This window comes from Chitinophaga sp. G7 BAM 1005, from assembly GCF_057126945.1.
Map to the genome: position 1 here is coordinate 7,575,930 of NZ_CP181478.1, position 17,950 is coordinate 7,593,879.

Annotated in this window: 9 protein-coding genes; 7 read left to right on the plus strand and 2 right to left on the minus strand. The window is 47.1% G+C overall.

From position 1 onward, the window contains the following. The first annotated feature begins 6 nt into the window (after positions 1–6). Genes ACMXI2_RS30780 through ACMXI2_RS30800 form a run of 5 tightly spaced genes read left to right on the plus strand, consistent with a single transcriptional unit; the run spans position 7 to position 8,290 of the window. Positions 7–1,710, plus strand: a complete 1,704-nt coding sequence (locus ACMXI2_RS30780) for a RagB/SusD family nutrient uptake outer membrane protein (protein ID WP_483779661.1) — start codon at positions 7–9, stop codon at positions 1,708–1,710. A 1-nt stretch (position 1,711) separates the two neighbouring features. Further along, the gene (locus ACMXI2_RS30785) at positions 1,712–3,322 is read left to right on the plus strand and encodes an FAD-dependent oxidoreductase (protein WP_483779662.1); all 1,611 of its coding nucleotides are present in this window, start codon (positions 1,712–1,714) and stop codon (positions 3,320–3,322) included. A 2-nt stretch (positions 3,323–3,324) separates the two neighbouring features. Further along, positions 3,325–5,019 carry a hypothetical protein gene (locus tag ACMXI2_RS30790; RefSeq protein ID WP_483779663.1) on the plus strand — a complete coding sequence of 565 codons (1,695 nt, stop codon included), beginning with the start codon at positions 3,325–3,327 and terminating at the stop codon, positions 5,017–5,019. A 13-nt stretch (positions 5,020–5,032) separates the two neighbouring features. Beyond that, a complete protein-coding gene (locus ACMXI2_RS30795) occupies positions 5,033–6,256 on the plus strand; it encodes an MFS transporter (protein WP_483779664.1) in 1,224 nt (407 codons plus the stop codon). Positions 6,257–6,283: 27 nt separating this feature from the next. Beyond that, a complete protein-coding gene (locus tag ACMXI2_RS30800; RefSeq protein WP_483779665.1) occupies positions 6,284–8,290 on the plus strand; it encodes an FAD-dependent oxidoreductase in 2,007 nt (668 codons plus the stop codon). Positions 8,291–8,352: 62 nt separating this feature from the next. On the opposite strand, the gene pbpC is transcribed toward ACMXI2_RS30800, so the two are convergent. Beyond that, the gene (gene pbpC / locus ACMXI2_RS30805) at positions 8,353–10,749 is read right to left on the minus strand and encodes a penicillin-binding protein 1C (RefSeq protein WP_483779666.1); all 2,397 of its coding nucleotides are present in this window, start codon (positions 10,747–10,749) and stop codon (positions 8,353–8,355) included. A gap of 298 nt (positions 10,750–11,047) precedes the next feature. Here pbpC and ACMXI2_RS30810 point away from each other — a divergent pair, with 298 nt between their 5' ends. Both ACMXI2_RS30810 and ACMXI2_RS30815 read left to right on the plus strand, forming a co-directional pair. After that, on the plus strand, positions 11,048–11,920 hold the full coding sequence (locus ACMXI2_RS30810; RefSeq protein WP_483779667.1) for an alpha/beta fold hydrolase: 873 nt from the start codon (positions 11,048–11,050) through the stop codon (positions 11,918–11,920). Positions 11,921–12,001: 81 nt separating this feature from the next. Then, positions 12,002–12,103, plus strand: a complete 102-nt coding sequence (locus ACMXI2_RS30815) for a hypothetical protein (RefSeq protein WP_483779668.1) — start codon at positions 12,002–12,004, stop codon at positions 12,101–12,103. A gap of 188 nt (positions 12,104–12,291) precedes the next feature. On the opposite strand, the gene ACMXI2_RS30820 is transcribed toward ACMXI2_RS30815, so the two are convergent. Beyond that, a complete protein-coding gene (locus ACMXI2_RS30820; protein ID WP_483779669.1) occupies positions 12,292–17,877 on the minus strand; it encodes an alpha-2-macroglobulin family protein in 5,586 nt (1,861 codons plus the stop codon). Between the last annotated feature and the right edge of the window lie 73 nt (positions 17,878–17,950).

Here is a 17,950-nt window from a genome sequence, read left to right on the forward strand (position 1 = left end):
ATGGTTATGAAATCAGCTATTATACTTGCATGTACAATTGTACTGTTTTCTTCCTGTAAAAAATTCCTGGAAGAAAAACCGCAAACCCAATATACAACCGACAATTTTTTTGTAGATAAAGCCACATTGGATGCGGGTATTGTAGGAATGTATTCTTCTGCAAAAGACCTGTTCGGTGTATATACCAATACCCCGCTGTTTATGACGGAAGTCGGTACAGATGAAGCCATGTTCAAAGGGACTTCGGGGGTACGTTTCAATTTCGACCGCTATACTTTTTCTGTGAGTGAAGGATCTATTTATGAATACTGGATCAGGCATTATGAAATTGCAGCAAGGGCCAACATCGTCATCGATGCTGCCGCTAAAATTACTGCTCTCTCTGACGCCGATAGAAAGGTAATCACAGGAGAAGCACGTTTTATCCGCGCCTTCGTGTACTTCAGGCTGGTGCAGGCTTTTGGGGATATTCCCATTATAGAAAAGCCTATCAGCGGGAAATTTGATTACGGTCTACCGAGAAGGCCCCTCAACGAGGTATACGACTTCATTCTCAGCGATCTCACCTTTGCTTCGCAGAACGGTGTACTTACGCAACAAAAAACAAATGACGGACATGCCAATCAGTGGGCCGCCAAAACATTGCTGGGTAAGGTATATCTCACGATGGCATCCGCGAAGGAAACCGCGCTTACCAAACAAACAGGTAAAGTGGATGGGTATAAAGATATTGCGATGGATGTAAAGGCGTTGTATACAAAGGCATGGGAGGTGCTGAAAGAGGTGAAGGATAACAGCGGCGCAGATCTGCTACCCACATACGGTGATGTATTCAAAATTGAGAATAAGAATGTGAACAAGGAATCATTGTTTGAATTGCAGTTCAGCCCGATCGTTCCTTACGGTACACAATGGACCAAAGAATATGGTATGGCTTATACCGGCGGCCTGGTGAATGGTAACCCGCTGTATTATACCAATTCTATGGCCGGCGTGAATAACCTGGTGTATGTGCCGAAATTTTATACCTACTACAAGAGAACCCCGAAAGATGTGGACTACGATAAAAGAAGGGTGTGGAACCTTTCCGATTCCATGATCAATGTGGCGAACAACGCACCATCTAAATTAACGTATATCTGGACTTCTCCCTACTCGCCGGATACTTACAACCAAACCATCCTGGGCCGCTGCGGCGTTACAAAATACCGCTGGGGGGCTTCCTGGCAAACCACTTCACAATACCTGTATTCCAATTGCCCCAACAATGTGATTGTGCTGCGTTTTGCAGATGTATTGCTGATGTTTACGGAAGCAGACTATAAGATGAACGGAACCATTTCGGCAGAGGGTTTGGCGGCGATCAACAAAGTGAGGCAACGCGCCCGCGGACTGGATGCCAGCGGTGTTCCCATTACGGCAGCACAAACGCCGGGCTTTAACGATTATACTGCCGCAGATATTACGACCGATGAAATATTGATGGAGCGCGCCCGTGAACTTTGTTTTGAGTTTCAGCGCTGGTATGATCTTGCGCGTACAGGCCGGTTTGAAGCGTTCCTGAAAAAGAACCGGGATCCCGGCAATACAAAAATTGTAAATACGGCCACCAGTTTTGATCCGGCAAAGCACTACCTCTTTCCTATTCCACAATCTGAAATAGACTTGTCTACCAACAAAGAAAACTTTAAACAAAACCCGAATTATTAAGATGAAAGTAAGAAGCGTATTAATCAAATGGGTCATTGGAATGATCTTGCCATTTTCCGTTATGGCGGGCAGAATGGCGCCACCCGAATATGATGTGGTAGTATACGGCGGCACCGCGTCGGGAGTAATGGCGGCTATTACAGCAGCCCGTGAAGGGCTGAAGGTAGCGATACTCGAGCCCAAAAAACACCTCGGCGGTATGGTAACCGGCGGTCTTTCTGCTACTGATCTGGGCCGCAAAGATGTGATCGGCGGATATGCGAAAGAGCTGTATCAGCGTTGCGGTAAGTATTACGGCCTCACAGATACGGTTGCCTGGTTTCCCGAACCGCATGTGGCAGAAAAAATATTAAATGATATGGTGAAAGAAGCCAACATTACCGTATTTTTTAATCACCGCCTGAAAGAAAAGAACGGTGTTAAAAAGAAGGATGGCAAAATAACGGCGATCACAATGGAAAACGGCGTCTCTTTTTCTGCAAAAGTATTTATTGATGCTACCTATGAAGGCGACCTGATGGCATTTTCCGGTGTATCATATATCGTAGGCAGGGAGCCACAGATCCAGTACGATGAATACTCTGCCGGTATCAGGGAAGGCACCGGCGCCAGGAGCGCTTATGAAAACGGGAAATTATTGCCCGGTATCCAGGCAACGCCTCCAGGCCCAATAGGCGCGGGCGATAAAAAAACGCAGTCTTATAATTTCAGGCTTTCCCTTACCAACAATAAAGCGAACCAGGCGCCTTATCCTAAGCCGGCAAAATATGATCCGGCCAGGTATATTGAGCTTTATTATTCCACTATGGATGCTATTGAAAAACTGGGCGCTGCAGAAGCTGCTGCAAAGTTATTTCCTGGCATGGGAAAAATTCCCAACAATAAAGTAGATCTTAACATGGCGGATTATGTGGGCGGTAACTGGGACTATCCTGATGGGTCGTATAAACGCAAGGCAGAGATATGGCAGGACCATATTGATTATGTAGCCGGGTATGTTTATTTCCTGGCGAATGATCCGCGCCTGCCTGCAGACTTCAGGAATGTGTTTAATCAATGGGGATTATCAAAAGATGAATTTGCAGATAATAATAACTGGCCCTATGAATTGTACGTACGTGAAGCCCGTCGCATGACCGGCGATTGGGTGATGACACAGAAAGATGTGATTTCAGAAATGCAGAAACCCGATCCGGTTGGCCTGGGCTCCTACGGCCTGGATGTGCATCGTGTACAGGGATATGCCGATAGTAAAGGTCGCCTCAAATATGAAGGCGGACTACAACGTACCGAACAGGAACGGATGAAGCATATTCCTTACCAGATACCTTACCGTGTGTTGCTACCAAAGAAAAATGAAGCCAGTAATTTACTGGTAACGGTGTGCATATCGGTAAGTCATGTGGTATATGCCACCATCCGGATGGAGCCGCAGTATATGATTATGGGGCAGGCAGCAGGCGCAGCTGCAGTATTAGCGGTTAAGGAAAACAAAGCTGTGCAGGATGTAGACACCAAAGTATTGGGCAACAAATTAATGGCACAGGGAGCTAAGCTGGAGTCGAAGATAAAACAGCTCAGCGATTTACCGGCGCCGGCGTCAATAGACTAAAAATGAGATCATTTGTTTTTTTATTATTGTTCTGGCTGCCGGCTCACGCTGGCTGGTGGCCGGAGCAAAAAGCCCCCCGATCGGTTGTAATTGCCGGCATAAAGCACACTTCGGATATACGCGAAATGAACCTGGCACAATCTATTGCCGGGCTGGCTGCGCAGGCGTTGAATGAAGGTACTACCCATGAAGGTGTGTGGATTGAAACATCCAACCCTGATTACAAGGTTTATTTTCATTCACTGGTAGCGAGATTAAAAGCCAAAACACCTGGTACGTATACTCCCTGGCAGCTGGTGGAAAGATACAGGGCGAAAGGAATCATCAAAGGATATATCCTGTATGATTTCAACAGAAAAGATAATTCCATCAACCTGGCTACTATATACGCAGCGCTGGAGAAAGGAGTGTTGATAGATATTACGCAGGAAGCCACTGCCAGGAGTAAGGGACTGAAAAAGTTATACGATGCCACCCAGGCTGATTTTAATGAAGCTACTCTTAAAACCTTACTGCCAAAGCTAAATCCTCATGCGCTGGTGATTGCCAATCCGGCCTGGTCCAATAACAGGGATTACGCCATCGCACAGAAAAGCATGGTATATTATGGTGTTGATACTGTTTTTCAATCTATCATCAGTTGGGTAAAACCGCTTTCCCCCGTTATAGGATGGAATAAAGGAGAAGAGTTTAAACACATAGAACCCTGCACCCGATGGGGTTTGATCAATACTGCTTCGGATTGGTGTATGAACCTGGCTTTGTTATCGATACCGCCGGTAAATAAACTCCCGCAAATCCATGCCCTCAATCCCAGGAAAATTAACTGGCAGGAGCAGGCAAACTATCATGCCTTTGTAATGAGCGATGGTGATAATATGCAGTGGACATTTGGCAATTTCCTTAACAATAAAGACTATTGGAGCAACCCTTATAATAAAGATATTCCCATGTCGTTTACTACCTGTGTGCTTAACCTGTCGCAGGCTGGCAGCGATGTATATAAATACCTGGCGAAAACCCAACCCAGGCACAGCTCCGTAGTGGAGTATGGCGGCGGCTATTACTATCCCGACCTTTTTGCAAGGTCAAGACCGGAACCGGGTAAGCTGCTTCGTGAATATGCCGGCATGATCAACACGCAAATGAAAATAACCGGTGCAAAGGTTTTCGGATTCATCTGCAAAGATGTTTCCGGTGAGCAGGCGCAGGAAGCCTACAGGATTTATGCAGAAGAGATAGAAGATCTCACCGGCATGATAGCCGTGCAGTATTCGCCTTATAATGGTGGTTATGGAAAAATCTTCTGGGTAAAAAATAAAAAGGGAATAGAGATACCGGTAGTTACCTGTAAATACCAGCTGTGGGCCAGCCTCCCTAAGAATGGCTCCGGCGATCCGGTGGAGCTGGCAGGTTGGATAAATAACGACAATGCGTCATCATCTTCCGGTAGCAAACAATTGAACTGGACCATTGTACACGCCTGGTCGCATTTCAGCGACAGCGCCACACATCATTCCATTGTTACTAAAGATAAAAATAATACCACTGCCGAACGCGGCGTAACGCCGGTAAAATGGACAACAGACCTCCTCGATAAAGGAACAAAGGTTGTTTCCATTGAAGAACTCTTATGGCGGATCAGGATGCAACATAATCCTGCTGAAACCCGTAAAGCGGCCGGCATTAACCAATAATCAAAGAAACATTATGCAAAAAAGTACAAAGGCAAGTCAGCTGCTTTCCATTCCGGTGATTGTAGCGGCATTGGGTTATTTTGTTGACATCTACGACCTGCTGCTGTTCAGCATTGTGCGTATGCCGAGCTTAAGAGCCCTGCACGTGGGAGAAAATGAACTGATGGAAAAAGGGATTTACCTGATCAACATGCAGATGGCAGGAATGCTGCTGGGCGGCATTTTCTGGGGTGTATTGGGAGATAAAAAAGGACGACTGTCTGTGTTGTTTGGCTCCATCCTGTTATACTCAGTAGCTAATATTCTGAATGGTTTTGTGACCACAGTAGATCAGTATGCCCTTTTGCGTTTTATAGCAGGGATAGGGCTTGCCGGCGAACTTGGCGCAGGTATTACTTTGGTAGCGGAAATATTGCCAAAGGAAATACGGGGATACGGTACCGCTATTGTGGCTTCAGTAGGCGTGCTGGGAGCGGTGCTGGCGTATTTTATCGCCGACCTTTTCGACTGGAAGATCGCTTATTTTATCGGCGGCGGATTAGGATTGGCGTTGCTTGTATTGCGGTTTAATGTATTTGAATCTGGTATTTTTAAAGAAGTAAAAAAAGAAAAAAAATCACGTGGTAATTTCTTCTCTTTATTTTCTTCCGGGAAAATATTTTTTAAATACCTGAGATGTATTATGATCGGGCTGCCTATCTGGTTCGTGATCGGGATCCTGATTACTTTTTCGCCGGAGTTCGGAAAGGCGATTGGTCTTGCTACACCCGTGGAAGCGGGCAAAGCGGTGATGTTCTGTTATATCGGGCTTTCGCTGGGAGATATGAGCAGTGGTTTGTTAAGCCAGTATTTTAAAAGCAGGAGAAAAACAGTGCTTGTTTTTGTGATGCTCACCTGTGCAGCGATCGTTGTTTATTTAAGTCAGCGATCCCAGAGTATCGTTGTCTTTTATGGTTTGTGCGGCTTGCTGGGATATGCCATTGGTTACTGGGCGTTGTTTGTAACTATTGCGGCAGAACAATTCGGTACTAATATGAGGGCAACGGTGGCTACTACTGTGCCTAATTTCGTACGTGGCAGCGTGAATATTTTCACGCCTGCTTTCCTGTTGCTGAGAAATCATTCAGGCGTTACCGTTGCTGCGGGGATGGTAGGCATTGTTACCATTCTCCTTGCGCTGCTGGCGGTATGGAAGATGGAAGAAACTTTCTCCAAAGATCTTCACTACACGGAATAAAATTATTCTCTCTTCAAAAGATATATAATGATGAAGAAAAACTTTCTTTTACTGGCGGGTCTTATTTTTTCAATGGCTGCAAAGTCGCAGGAGACGTATGACATATGTGTGTATGGCGGCACCTCCGGTGGCGTAATAGCGGCTTATACCGCGAAAAAAATGGGGAAGTCGGTATTGCTGATTGAGCCGGGAAAACACCTGGGAGGCATGTCATCCGGCGGACTGGGATACACCGATATTGGCAACAAATATGCTGTTACCGGTTTGGGTATTGATTTCTATCGCAGGGTGGGCAAGCGTTACGGGCAGTTTGAATCATGGATATTTGAGCCGCATGTGGCAGAGGATGTATTTATGCAGTACATCCGGGAAGCCAAAGTGCCGGTACTTTACCAGTCGAGGATCGTGGCTGCGGTAAAGGAAAATGGTTTCATAAAAGAAATTTCGCTGGAGAACACCGCGGCTCCGTCGAAGCAACAAAAGCATATCCGTGCAACCGTGTTTATTGATTGTTCCTATGAAGGTGACCTGATGGCAAGGGCTGGTGTGTCTTATACGGTAGGAAGGGAGTCTTCAGGTGTTTACAACGAATCGTACAATGGTGTGCAGGTGCAACCTCCCGCTACGCCGCAGCATGGCAACCAGGTGCCCGATGGCGTAGACCCCTATAAGATACCCGGCAATCCATCCAGTGGCTTGTTGTGGGGCATCAGCAATGCTACGCTGGCGCCCATAGGAAGCGGCGATAATCATGTGCAGGCTTATAATTTCCGCATCTGTTTAACCGACGATCCAGCCAATCGCATACCTATCACCCGCCCGGAAGATTATGATTCCAGCCGGTATGAGATACTGCCCCGCTATATAGCAAAGCTCACTACACCCAATGATATCAGGGAGATCCTGAAATTTGACCTGATGCCTAATCATAAAACAGACATCAACAATGGTGGTGGGTTTTCCACCGACATGATAGGCAGGAACTGGGAATACCCGGATGCAGATTATGCCACCAGGGAGAAAATCCAGAAGGAACACGAACTGTATAATAAAGGGCTGCTATATTTTATCGGGCATGATCCCCGTATCCCCGACAGTGTGCGCCGGTTTATGCTGAACTGGGGATATCCTAAAGATGAATATGCCGATAATCATAACTGGAGTCCGCAAATGTATATCAGGGAAGCCCGTAGAATGCGCGGTGTATATGTTATGACACAAGCTAATTGCGAACGGAAGGAGATAGTAACAGATGGCATCGGAATGGCTGCTTATGGTATGGATTCTCACAATACCCAACGCCTTGTTATTAACGGGATGGTAAAGAATGAAGGAGATGTGGAGAAAGGTGGCGCCGGTCCCTATCCCATTGCTTACCGCGCGTTAACACCCAAAGAAAATGAATGCAAAAACTTACTGGTTCCTGTTTGTTTATCCGCCAGTCATATCGGTTACGGATCTATAAGAATGGAGCCTGTATTCATGGTATTGGGGCAATCCGCTGCCGTAGCTGCCGCATTTGCAGTTGACGGTCATACCACTGTGCAACAGGTAGATGTAAAAAAGATACAGGCACTTTTGACTGCAAACCCATTAATGGATGGCAGTACACCAGAGATACTGGTGGATAACGACGATGCTGCTCATGTGGAAATTACCGGTAAATGGTTGCTTAAAAAAGGAGGTACTTATGGTCCTTCTGCTTTTTATTCTTCCGAAAATGACCAGCCTAAATCCGTGAAATTTATGCCGGCAATTAAGCAGGGCGGGAAATATGACATCTACACCTATGTGTTGCCAGGAATAAATAATGTATCTCCCGCTACTAAAGTAATTGTATCTGATGGTAAGCAATCCAGGGAGATAACGATTATTAAAGAGAAGGTGATTGTAAACGGTCAAACCAGTGGAGAATGGGTGCATTTGGGGAAATTCAATCTGCCGGCAGGCAAAAAAACGGGCATCACTATTTCCAATAAAGACGCAGGCGGCGTGATTGTGGCGGATGCTGTATTGCTGGTTCCGGGAAGATAGTATTCGATTATTGTAAGTTTATGGATAAGCTGCATTTCTGTTTAACGCAGCTTATCCATAAGCTACTCTCTTTCTTTGTCTAAAATCTCAAATGATTGTTCTATCCGCTCGCCGTTTTCATCAACCAGTGTAATGGTATGCTTACCGGCTGCCGGATGTAGTGCCATCTGATGAAATTCAGTGGTAGCGCCTATAAAGTTATTATCCAGATGCCAGAATATTTTAGTGGCATTGTTACGGTGAGTGGCGGTAAAGATTGTTTGCCCGGGCTTTCCGTCGATTTCAACGGGAACGAATATACGTGCGCCTGGTCTTGGATAGATCAGTTCCATAGGTGCTTTATCCTGCCCCAGTGACGCCAGGCAATCCGGCTTGTAAGGTGGCAGCTGCTGATAGTAGTTTTTGCTGCGGTAGTAGTATTCCTGTGAAGGCGGTAAAACAAACCAGGGTTTATGTTGCATGAGCGAAGGTGATTCGCAGGCCTCTGTTACGCGCCACTGGCCGGTTCTGTCGAGATGTACCAACTGATGGTACGGACACACGCCCGCCCTGATCCCGGCTGCGGGTACGTAAACAGAATCCTTCTCATCACATAGTTCGCCGGCGCGGTATCCGCTTTTGCGGCATACTTCAATTTTTTTCAGTTGTTGATAGGGCGTGTTAAACCAGCCGCTGGTATGTAATAAACGGAATACATCAAACAGGATGGGGGCGGCAGTAGATACGCCTATCAGGCCAGGGCGGCCTTCTCCGTCTGCGTTTCCTACCCATACTCCTACTACATACTGTGGTGTTACGCCAATGGCCCATCCATCCCGGAAGCCAAAGCTGGTGCCTGTTTTCCAGGCGATGCGCTGTGAAGAAGAGAATTGCTGCCACAGCAATTCCTCGCCGGGGCGCATTACTTCGGTCATTGCCTGAAAGGCGTACCAGATAGAGCCTGCATCCAACAGTCCGTCTTTACTCAACCCATATTTCGACGGGTGTTGGATATTGAGCCGGTAATTAGGAGGATGAATGTCATCCATATCGTATTTGCCTTTGTACTGATCCATGTGTATCAGTGTGCGGGCCATGCTGGCGTACATGCCGCACATTTCCCAGAGAGTTGTTTCACCTCCGCCAAGGATCAGTGATAAACCGTAGTGATCGGCTGGTTTATTCAGCGTGGTGATTCCCATTTTCTGTAGCAGCGAGTGAAACCGTTCATATCGGTATTGCTGCAGCATGCGCACGGCCGGGATATTGAGAGATCTGGCCAGCGCACGGGAGGCTGGTACTGCGCCATCATAACCCAGGTCAAAGTTTTGCGGCGAATAACCGGCTATCTGTGTGGGAATATCAGGAATCAGCGTATTGGGCAATATCAGGCCATCATTGAGCATGGCTGCATAGAGTATGGGCTTCAATGTACTGCCCGGACTTCTTCTCGCCTGCACAATATCTACATGACTTTCCAGTTCCGGGTCTGAAGGGTGATAAATGTTTCCTATGTAGGCAAGAGTATTACCGGTTTCTACGTCCAGTACCAGTACTGCAGCGTTGTTGATGCCATTGGCCTTATACGCATTGTGATAACGTTCGGTGATGGCGGTGGCATTATGCTGCAGGTCGGCCTGCAGGGTTGTTTTGATGCGGGTAGGTTCGTCTGTTTTTTGTTGCTGATAGTCGCGGCGGAAAAGATCCAGCAGGTGTGGCGCTTCCTGCGGCAATGGCAACGGTTGATCCGGCAGGGGTTCCATTTTTGCCAGCTGGCAGGTAATACTATCGATGGTATGCTGCCGGTACAATTTATTCAGCAGCTGGTTTCGTTTATTCAGTAACGTTACCCTGTTACGGCCCGGGTGCACCAGCGCCGGACTATTAGGTAATACGGCCAGTGCTGCCATTTCGCCCCACGACAACAAATCTGCTTTCCTGCCATAGTATCGCCAGGCGGCAGCTTCCAGTCCAACTACGTTACCCCCGAAAGGGGCATTGGCAGCATATAAAGCGATAATCTCCTTTTTAGAGGCCGCAAATTCCAGCCTGGTAGCCAACACTGCCTCCATCATTTTCTGCCAGATATTACGGGGCTGATTGCGTGACAGGCGTATTACCTGCATCGTGAGGGTGCTGCCACCGCTCACTACTTTTCTGCCACGGGCGTTTTGGTTAATGGCGCGGCCAATAGCGATGGGATCTATGCCCCAGTGATAATAGAAACGTTTGTCTTCATAGGCGACAATACACTTTTCAAATTTTTCCGGCACATGCGCATTGTACGGAAACCTCCACTGTCCATCCGGTGCGATGCTGGCATTCAGCAGATCGCCGTTGCTGTCTTCCAGCACATAGGAAGTTGGATTGGTAAAGAGTTGTTTGGGTAAGCAAAAATAATAGGCAATGAGCGCAACAGCGGCGGCGGCGAGCCACCACTTTTTTTTGATGCACCATTGTTTAAGAGTATCGAACTTCATTACTTTTTTTATGCGCGTTCAAAGATAGGTTTAACTTATTGTTTTGAGCTGTTCAGTCTGATTAATTTAAAGTATGTCCGATCACATTGTTTTCCTGTTTAGCTATATTATCTGCCTGTTTATCACCGCACCAACAATTTTTTAAAAGATATTTTGTACCAATTGGTAAAATATATACCTTTATGCCAGCAAATAACTTCTATATGACATACTTCACGCAATAACCGCAAGCAACCACCCACTATAAGCGATATTTTTTTATCTAATAATGTACTAAATGGTACAAAAATATATTCATATGCAAATACTCACTACTGCCCCCGTTCTTCACAAAACAATTACTGTTAACAACCTCAATATCTTTTACCGCGAAGCCGGCCCGGCAGATGCGCCGGTAATATTGCTGCTCCACGGCTTCCCATCTACTTCACATATGTACCGCGATCTGATCCGTGACCTGGCAGACAGGTATCATGTGATTGCCCCGGATTACCCGGGATTCGGCCAAAGCAGTATCCCCTCGCTAACTGCATTCGACTATACCTTCGATAACCTGGCGCTGGTAATAGAACAGTTTGTCGACAAGCTGGGATTAACAAAATTCAGTTGGTATTTGCAGGACTACGGCGGCCCCGTTGCATTCCGGATCATTAGTAAAAGACCAGAACTGGTAGAAGCGCTGATCATACAAAATGCCAATGTATATAACGAAGGATTAGGTCCCGATGTACAGGAAATTGGCGCATTACAAAAAGCCGGAGATGAGAAAGCATTGCTGGCGGCTATTGTGCATAAGCTAAGCCTTGAAAAAATTAAAGAAGAACATCTGCTGGGAGCAGCCAACCCGGAAAGTGTGAGCCCCGACAGTTATGAACTGGCACACGCCTATATGTTGAGGCCCGGTGTAGAAGCCGTACAGGTGGCCCTGTTCCGGAATTATGGCACCAACTTTCCAAAGTACCCGGAATGGCAGCAATACCTGCGTACACATCAACCGCGGCTCCTCGTAGTATGGGGGAAACACGACCGCATCTTTACCTGGCCCGGTGCAGAAGCCTATAAAAATGATGTACCAGATGCAGAAGTACACTTGTTGGAAGGCAGCCACTTCGCACTGGAAGAATATCATGAGGAAATAGCAGCCCTGATACACGATTTCTTAAAAAGATAATTACTAAAAGATATTTTTTATGTCGCACACAAAAATTACCTCAACGGATTTGGAAGAATTGGAAGATTGTTTTTCCGTGAGATGTACCACCAGCCCGGTATTGAAATTGTAGCTATCAATGATTTAACCAGTCCGGCTGTATTAGCGCACCTGTTGAAGTATGATAAGGCAGGGCCGGTTTGATGCAGCAATAACAGCTACCGAAAATGCCATCTCCGTAACCTGCTACGGGCGATCTGAAAACCATCGTGTATAATGTTAATCATAGCACCTTACCGTAGCATATTTCGCCCGGTTACAACAGTAGTTATCTGCTCATAAAAAAGGCGTTCCGGAATTCCCGGAACGCCTTTTTTAGTTATTATATTTTTTTACTTCACTACCTCTACCCACTTGCCTGGTGTGAAAGCGTGTATGGTATTGTCATACATCGCTTCGCAGGAAGTTGCCGGCAGATAATATCTGCCCAGATAGGCGGCATTCAGTAATACATTATAAGTACGTTTTTTACTCTCTTCTATATTGAAATAAGTATATACCCGGTCGTCACGTATATCCATATACGTAGATGGGGACGAATGGAACGCGCTATCATTTTCCATCAAGCGGGTATTTATTATTTCCCAACCTGAAGGGAAGATCTGTGACAGGGCCATTTGTTCATAATAGCCTCTTTTACCCGGATTGGTGACGGTAACGGTGGCCATAAAGTCGCTTCCCTGGCGCAGTGTAGCCGGATCCAGCGGTTTGCCGTCGCGGGTACTGAAGTTTACCTGCATGCCTAATATATCCGGGTTATTGGAGGCTACCGGTTCCTGGCCGGCATCCGGTTGTCCCTGGAGAATAAGCCGCACGTACAATACGTTTTGCCCGTTATTCTGTACGCTGATATTGCCTGCGCTGCTGTTGATCGTAACGGGTATCTGTGTAACAAAAGATTGCCCGTTTACATTGCCTTTGGCGCCATTGATAGTGTAGGCAAAATTCATTTTGCTGCCACCTTTGTTGTTGCCGCAGTACTTTGCCACGGCAATCAGCGAATAGGCAGTTGTTTGTGTGCTGTACCACTGGTCGTTTTGCGATAGCTGTGCGGCAATCTGTTTCACCAGCTCATTGGCGCGGTTACGCTGCCCCATGATGGTGAGCGTTTCCAGGATCATTGCCTTGTCGCGCAGATCAGAACCAAAAGTACCGCCCAGTTGCGTATACGCTTTGACTTCAGTGGCGAGTCCCTGTACAAGGGAGTTAGCAACCTCCGGCTGACCGGACAGCTTATAAGCCGCAGCAAGCCTCCATTTGGCGGGAACGGACAGATACTTGAATTCCTTTAACCGGTTCATTGCACCCAGTTCCGGCGATTTAGCCAACGCCAGCAGGTACAGGCGATACGACTGTGTAAGATCGCCACCATAAAAATTAAGGGTGCTGGGCGCCCAGGTGCCGGCTTTATTGCGCTGGTATTTCTTCCATTGATCCAACAGCCCGGCTGGTAGGGTATAACCCTGTGCCTGCGCCTCTATGAGGAAATGACCACCATAGTTGGTCCCCCACTCATCAGCGTTTCCTTCACCAGGCCAGTAGCTGAAACCGCCGTCTGAAGTCTGGAAGCTTTTTAGCCTGTTGATACCCGCTTTTACATTACGGTCTACTTCTGCCCGCTGACTCTCTTTCAGATCCATCAACTGATTCAGCACCAGCTGTGGAAATACGCCCGAAGTAGTTTGCTCAATACAGCCATGCGGATATTCTATCAGGAACCGCAGGCGTTTGCCCAGGTTGAGAGATGGAATGGTAGACACTTCCAGCACGCCGGAATTGGTGCCTGTCATACCCACCGGGCTGAAAGCAGATTGCCAGCTCTTATTTCCTTCCAGTGTATTTTCAATAATATTAGTGATCACCGGGTTAGGATTACGAACATTCAGTTCAATGTTTTCTTCTGCCTTTTCCGCGCCACTGCTGGCTGTTACTTTTATTTTAGCCACGCCTGTTTGCGGGCGTACTTTTACATCAAAATAAACAATTTGTTCTCCGGGTTGTGAGAAGGTCACTGTTTTGGTTTGCTCGCCTACAATTTCCAGTAAAGAACTGGTACTTAAACTAACATTCACGTTGCGGATATTGGGTTCCAGGCCAAATACCGTTACCGGCACCTGGATGGTTTCTGACGGGCCAAGTACACGGGGCGCTGTGGTGAGCAACATCAACGGTTTCTTTACCGCTACTGCTTTTTCTGCAAAGCCATAGGCGCCGTCCTGACCGGCTACTACCATTGCTTTCACAGACCCTATGTATGGTGGCAGCTTAAATTTATGTGTTTGTTTTTGTCCTGTTTTGAGGTAGAAGGGACCCATATATTTTACCACGGGCTTAAAGCGGTTGGCTTTGGCGCCACCGGCATTTTTATCCAGTCCTTCATCACCGCCGATACTCAGGATACGGTCCATGTCCGCTCCCCAGGCGCCTATCACGTAGTCGAACAGATCCCAGGTTTTTACGCCGAGAGCTTCTCTTGCATAGAATGCATGATGAGGGTCCGGTGTTTTGAAACGGGTAAGATCGAGCAGCCCCTCATCTACAATGGCGATGGTGTAAGTCATCGGTTTACCATTGCCTTCACTCACGGTGATGGTGGCTTCTGTTTCAGGTTTCAGTTTATCAGCCATTGTGATCACCGGTTTGAGGATGGTGCCGGGGTCTTCAATGGAAATGGGAATGGTACCATACATACGGATCGGCAGATCGTTGAGGGTTTGCGCATGTGGTTGCAGCAAACTAACGTTCACGTATATATTAGGCGTCATATTCTTTTCCGCCTTGAACTTAAAGGTGGTTTGTCCCTGTTTGGTAGTGATCCAGTATGTTTTAAGCACTTTACTGCCGGATTCAATACTTACCAGCCCGCGGCCGCCTTCGCTGCTGGGGATGGTGAGGTTAATATCATCGCCGGTTTTATAGGTTTGTTTATCGGAGGTAAACACCAGCATAGATGCTTCAGCAGGATTATCCTTCTGCATCCTTTCAGCCCATCCGGGCCAGTCGATATACACGGCTTTACCTGCGGTATGACCGCTTTGCAGGTCTTTCACTCTGATCAGGTACCTGCCCCAATCCGGTGAATTTACGCGCAGGTTCCATTTACCTTTACCATTCTGCAGGGTAACGGTTTCTTTGCTCAGCAGCTGATTGTAGCTGTCTTGTGTGAAGTTGGAGTAGTCGTCCTGCTCTCCTTCATCCCACCACCATCTCCACTTAATTTTATATAATTCTACCTGTACTTCGCGGCTGCCGGTAGTGAGATTGCCATTGCCATCTACATCCACCAGGTCGATAGAATGCGGCCGGTCTGTGAGCAACATGCCGGTGGTGCGGTCGCCTGCGGGGATACGCAAGCCTGCGTAGGAGGTGAATGGATTATAAGGCATGGAGAAGTGATCGATGCTGAAATCGCCTCCGGGTTCAAATACTTTTACTTCAAAGTTTGCTTTCAGCTGGCCCGGCGCTACTTTGCCCAGTTGTATGTCTGCATTCACGGGGGCGCTGCCGCTTTCACTCAGCGGACCTTCAAAGATGGTTTTATTTTCTGCATCGAAATGGGTTACCGGATCATCGAAAGCGTAGTCCCCGAATTTGGGGAAACTGGTGCTTTGTTGTACCAGCGATACATCTACCTTAGCTTTCAGATGCTGTGCGGTGGCGCCAAACAGCCACATGGCCGATAAGTTACCGGTAGCGCTGCCTTTCGACAATGAAGTGGTACTGCCGAAATCCATTTTTATTTTGAGGCGGTTAGGCTTCACCGTTTCAATGCGTACATTCTTCTGGAAGGTGGCGCCGCCTACTTTTACTTTTGCCACCCAGTTGCCGGTTGGATCATCTGGTGCAGTAGCAGTAGCGAAGCTGTAGAAGCCGTTTAGTCCTTCGTGTTGATTAATCCGTTTGTATAGTTGTCCTTTGGGATTGTATAGTTCCAGCGAAACAGGGTGATCTGCCGGTAATTTCTCTCCTTTATCTTCCAAAATAAAAGTAAGATAAACGGAATCACCGGGCCGCCATACGCCGCGTTCACCATAGAGGAAGCCTTTGATACCGTTTTGTACTTCTTCTCCTTTTACATCAAACCGGCTTAATGGAAGGGAGCTGCCATCATCGAGTTTAAGGTAGCCCCGTTCATTTTCTTTTTTGGCGATAAGCAGGTAGGGTTTGCGTTTGAGATCGAAAGAAGCGAGTCCTTCCCCGTCACTTTTGGTTTTGAAGATGACCTGGTTTTGATAGTCGAGTAATTCCAGTTCCACTCCTATGAGGGGTTTGGTATCACGTATATCCGTTACTGCTACCAGCATGCTGTTATCGTTCCCTCTTTTAGCGATAAGGCCAATGTTGGAAGAAATCACATTGCGGGAGGCCCATTTGTCTTTGCTGTAGTAGGAGTTGGAGCAGGCATCGTTACGGCGGTCCCAGTTATAGCCATATGGATAGTAGCTATCATACCGCTGCCAGAAGGAATCGTCATCATCAATTTTTTCACCGCCATAATAATATTCTTCTTCTCCTTCTTCGTCAGAGGCGGCGTTGTCGCCATCTTTGGTGGTATCTGCGGAGCAGGCAGTCATAGCGTATGATTTCCGGAAGCCGATGGTGATGCGGTAAATGGCGCCGGGTTCGGTGCGCAGCATTTTATCGAGGTCGAGGAAGAAGCGGTTTTTCTTATGCAGGTTTACCGATTTATCTCCATCGAGACGGATGGTTTTTTCTACTACGGGCTTGCCTACACGCCGTAGCTCCTGGCTGCCGTCGAGGTCGTTACGCTGGAGATATTGAGGTACATTGTTTTCGTAGATTTTTATAATGGAAACGTCTACGGCGTTGAGGTTCACTGCTTCAAACGGCATCACCAGCTTATTGCTTTCCGGGAGGATCACGCCTTTGCCGGGAATGCTCACGCTTGGTAAAGTATTTTCAAAGTTAACGTTGGCGCTGAAAGTTTTGCCTAAGCGTTTATCCGTGATGTTTATAACGCCTTCATTTACTATTACGTTATAGTTTCCTTCCAGTCGCACCGGTGCATATACGCTTACTTCGCTGCCATCAATGGTATAACGCAGGTCGCTTTGGCCGCTGATGCCGATAAGCCCTTCCAGTGTCTGGGCCATGCTTACGGGATCAGAAAATTGTACCAGGAGATGTTGTTCCGGATCTGAGAGGGCTTTTACATTCAGCACTTTAAAGTCGCCGATAGCGGGAACTTCGATGGTGTTCTTTCCGTTATTGTCCACTTTCAGGGGCGACCCGTTCCAGCTCAGTTCCATGTTACGGGCAATATTAGCCCGTGCGATGTTGGCAATTGTAAAGCGGGAGGTACGTTCTGCAGCGTTGTGTTGCCAGGTAATGGGTAAGCCTTTACCGGCATATTGTGCGGTGAGTATTTTTTCAATCGCCTGGGGATCTTCCACATCTGCCGTATAAATGGCGCCTGTGCAGGTCATGCGGTCGAGGGTATTATTGGTACTGGCTTTCAGCCCGAAATTTTCTATCGAGAAAGAGGGTTTGATGATCTTGAATTCAAAATCAAATGATTTGAGCTCCTTGGGCACTTCCAGTATTTTACCAAGTTTAAAGTTGGCTTCATACGTTTTGCCGGGTTGCAGATTTTCATCTGGTCTGAATTCGATGGTGGTGGCATCAATCCAGTAGGACTTCCCTTTGATGGAAGGAGAAAATTCGAATACTTCCTTTTCCAGTGGTTCGTTCTGGGTATGGGTTACATTCGTTTGTGCGGTGAGGTGAACACGGATGGCGCTTTGTTTGGAAATGATACCCGCGGTGTATGCCTCAATGTACCGGGCAAATTCGGGGTTCATTTCTTTTTTCGCCGTACGGCAACCACTGATCACAAACAGGGCGGCCAGGAATGAAAATAATGCTGCTGCAGCGGTAAGCCTTTTTGTTGGGTGCATCAGGAACGCAGATTAGGTGATTAACTAGTTGCGAATGTCGGGAATTTTCTTTAAACGCGGAGGGATCGCCTTC

Coding starts and splice junctions, on each gene's coding strand:
- ACMXI2_RS30820 (WP_483779669.1), bottom strand. CDS start 17,877: ATGCACCCAACAAAAAGGCTTACCGCTGCAGCAGCATTATTTTCATTC.
- ACMXI2_RS30810 (WP_483779667.1), top strand. CDS start 11,048: ATGCAAATACTCACTACTGCCCCCGTTCTTCACAAAACAATTACTGTT.
- ACMXI2_RS30800 (WP_483779665.1), top strand. CDS start 6,284: ATGATGAAGAAAAACTTTCTTTTACTGGCGGGTCTTATTTTTTCAATG.
- ACMXI2_RS30815 (WP_483779668.1), top strand. CDS start 12,002: ATGTACCACCAGCCCGGTATTGAAATTGTAGCTATCAATGATTTAACC.
- ACMXI2_RS30795 (WP_483779664.1), top strand. CDS start 5,033: ATGCAAAAAAGTACAAAGGCAAGTCAGCTGCTTTCCATTCCGGTGATT.
- ACMXI2_RS30780 (WP_483779661.1), top strand. CDS start 7: ATGAAATCAGCTATTATACTTGCATGTACAATTGTACTGTTTTCTTCC.
- ACMXI2_RS30790 (WP_483779663.1), top strand. CDS start 3,325: ATGAGATCATTTGTTTTTTTATTATTGTTCTGGCTGCCGGCTCACGCT.
- pbpC (WP_483779666.1), bottom strand. CDS start 10,749: ATGAAGTTCGATACTCTTAAACAATGGTGCATCAAAAAAAAGTGGTGG.
- ACMXI2_RS30785 (WP_483779662.1), top strand. CDS start 1,712: ATGAAAGTAAGAAGCGTATTAATCAAATGGGTCATTGGAATGATCTTG.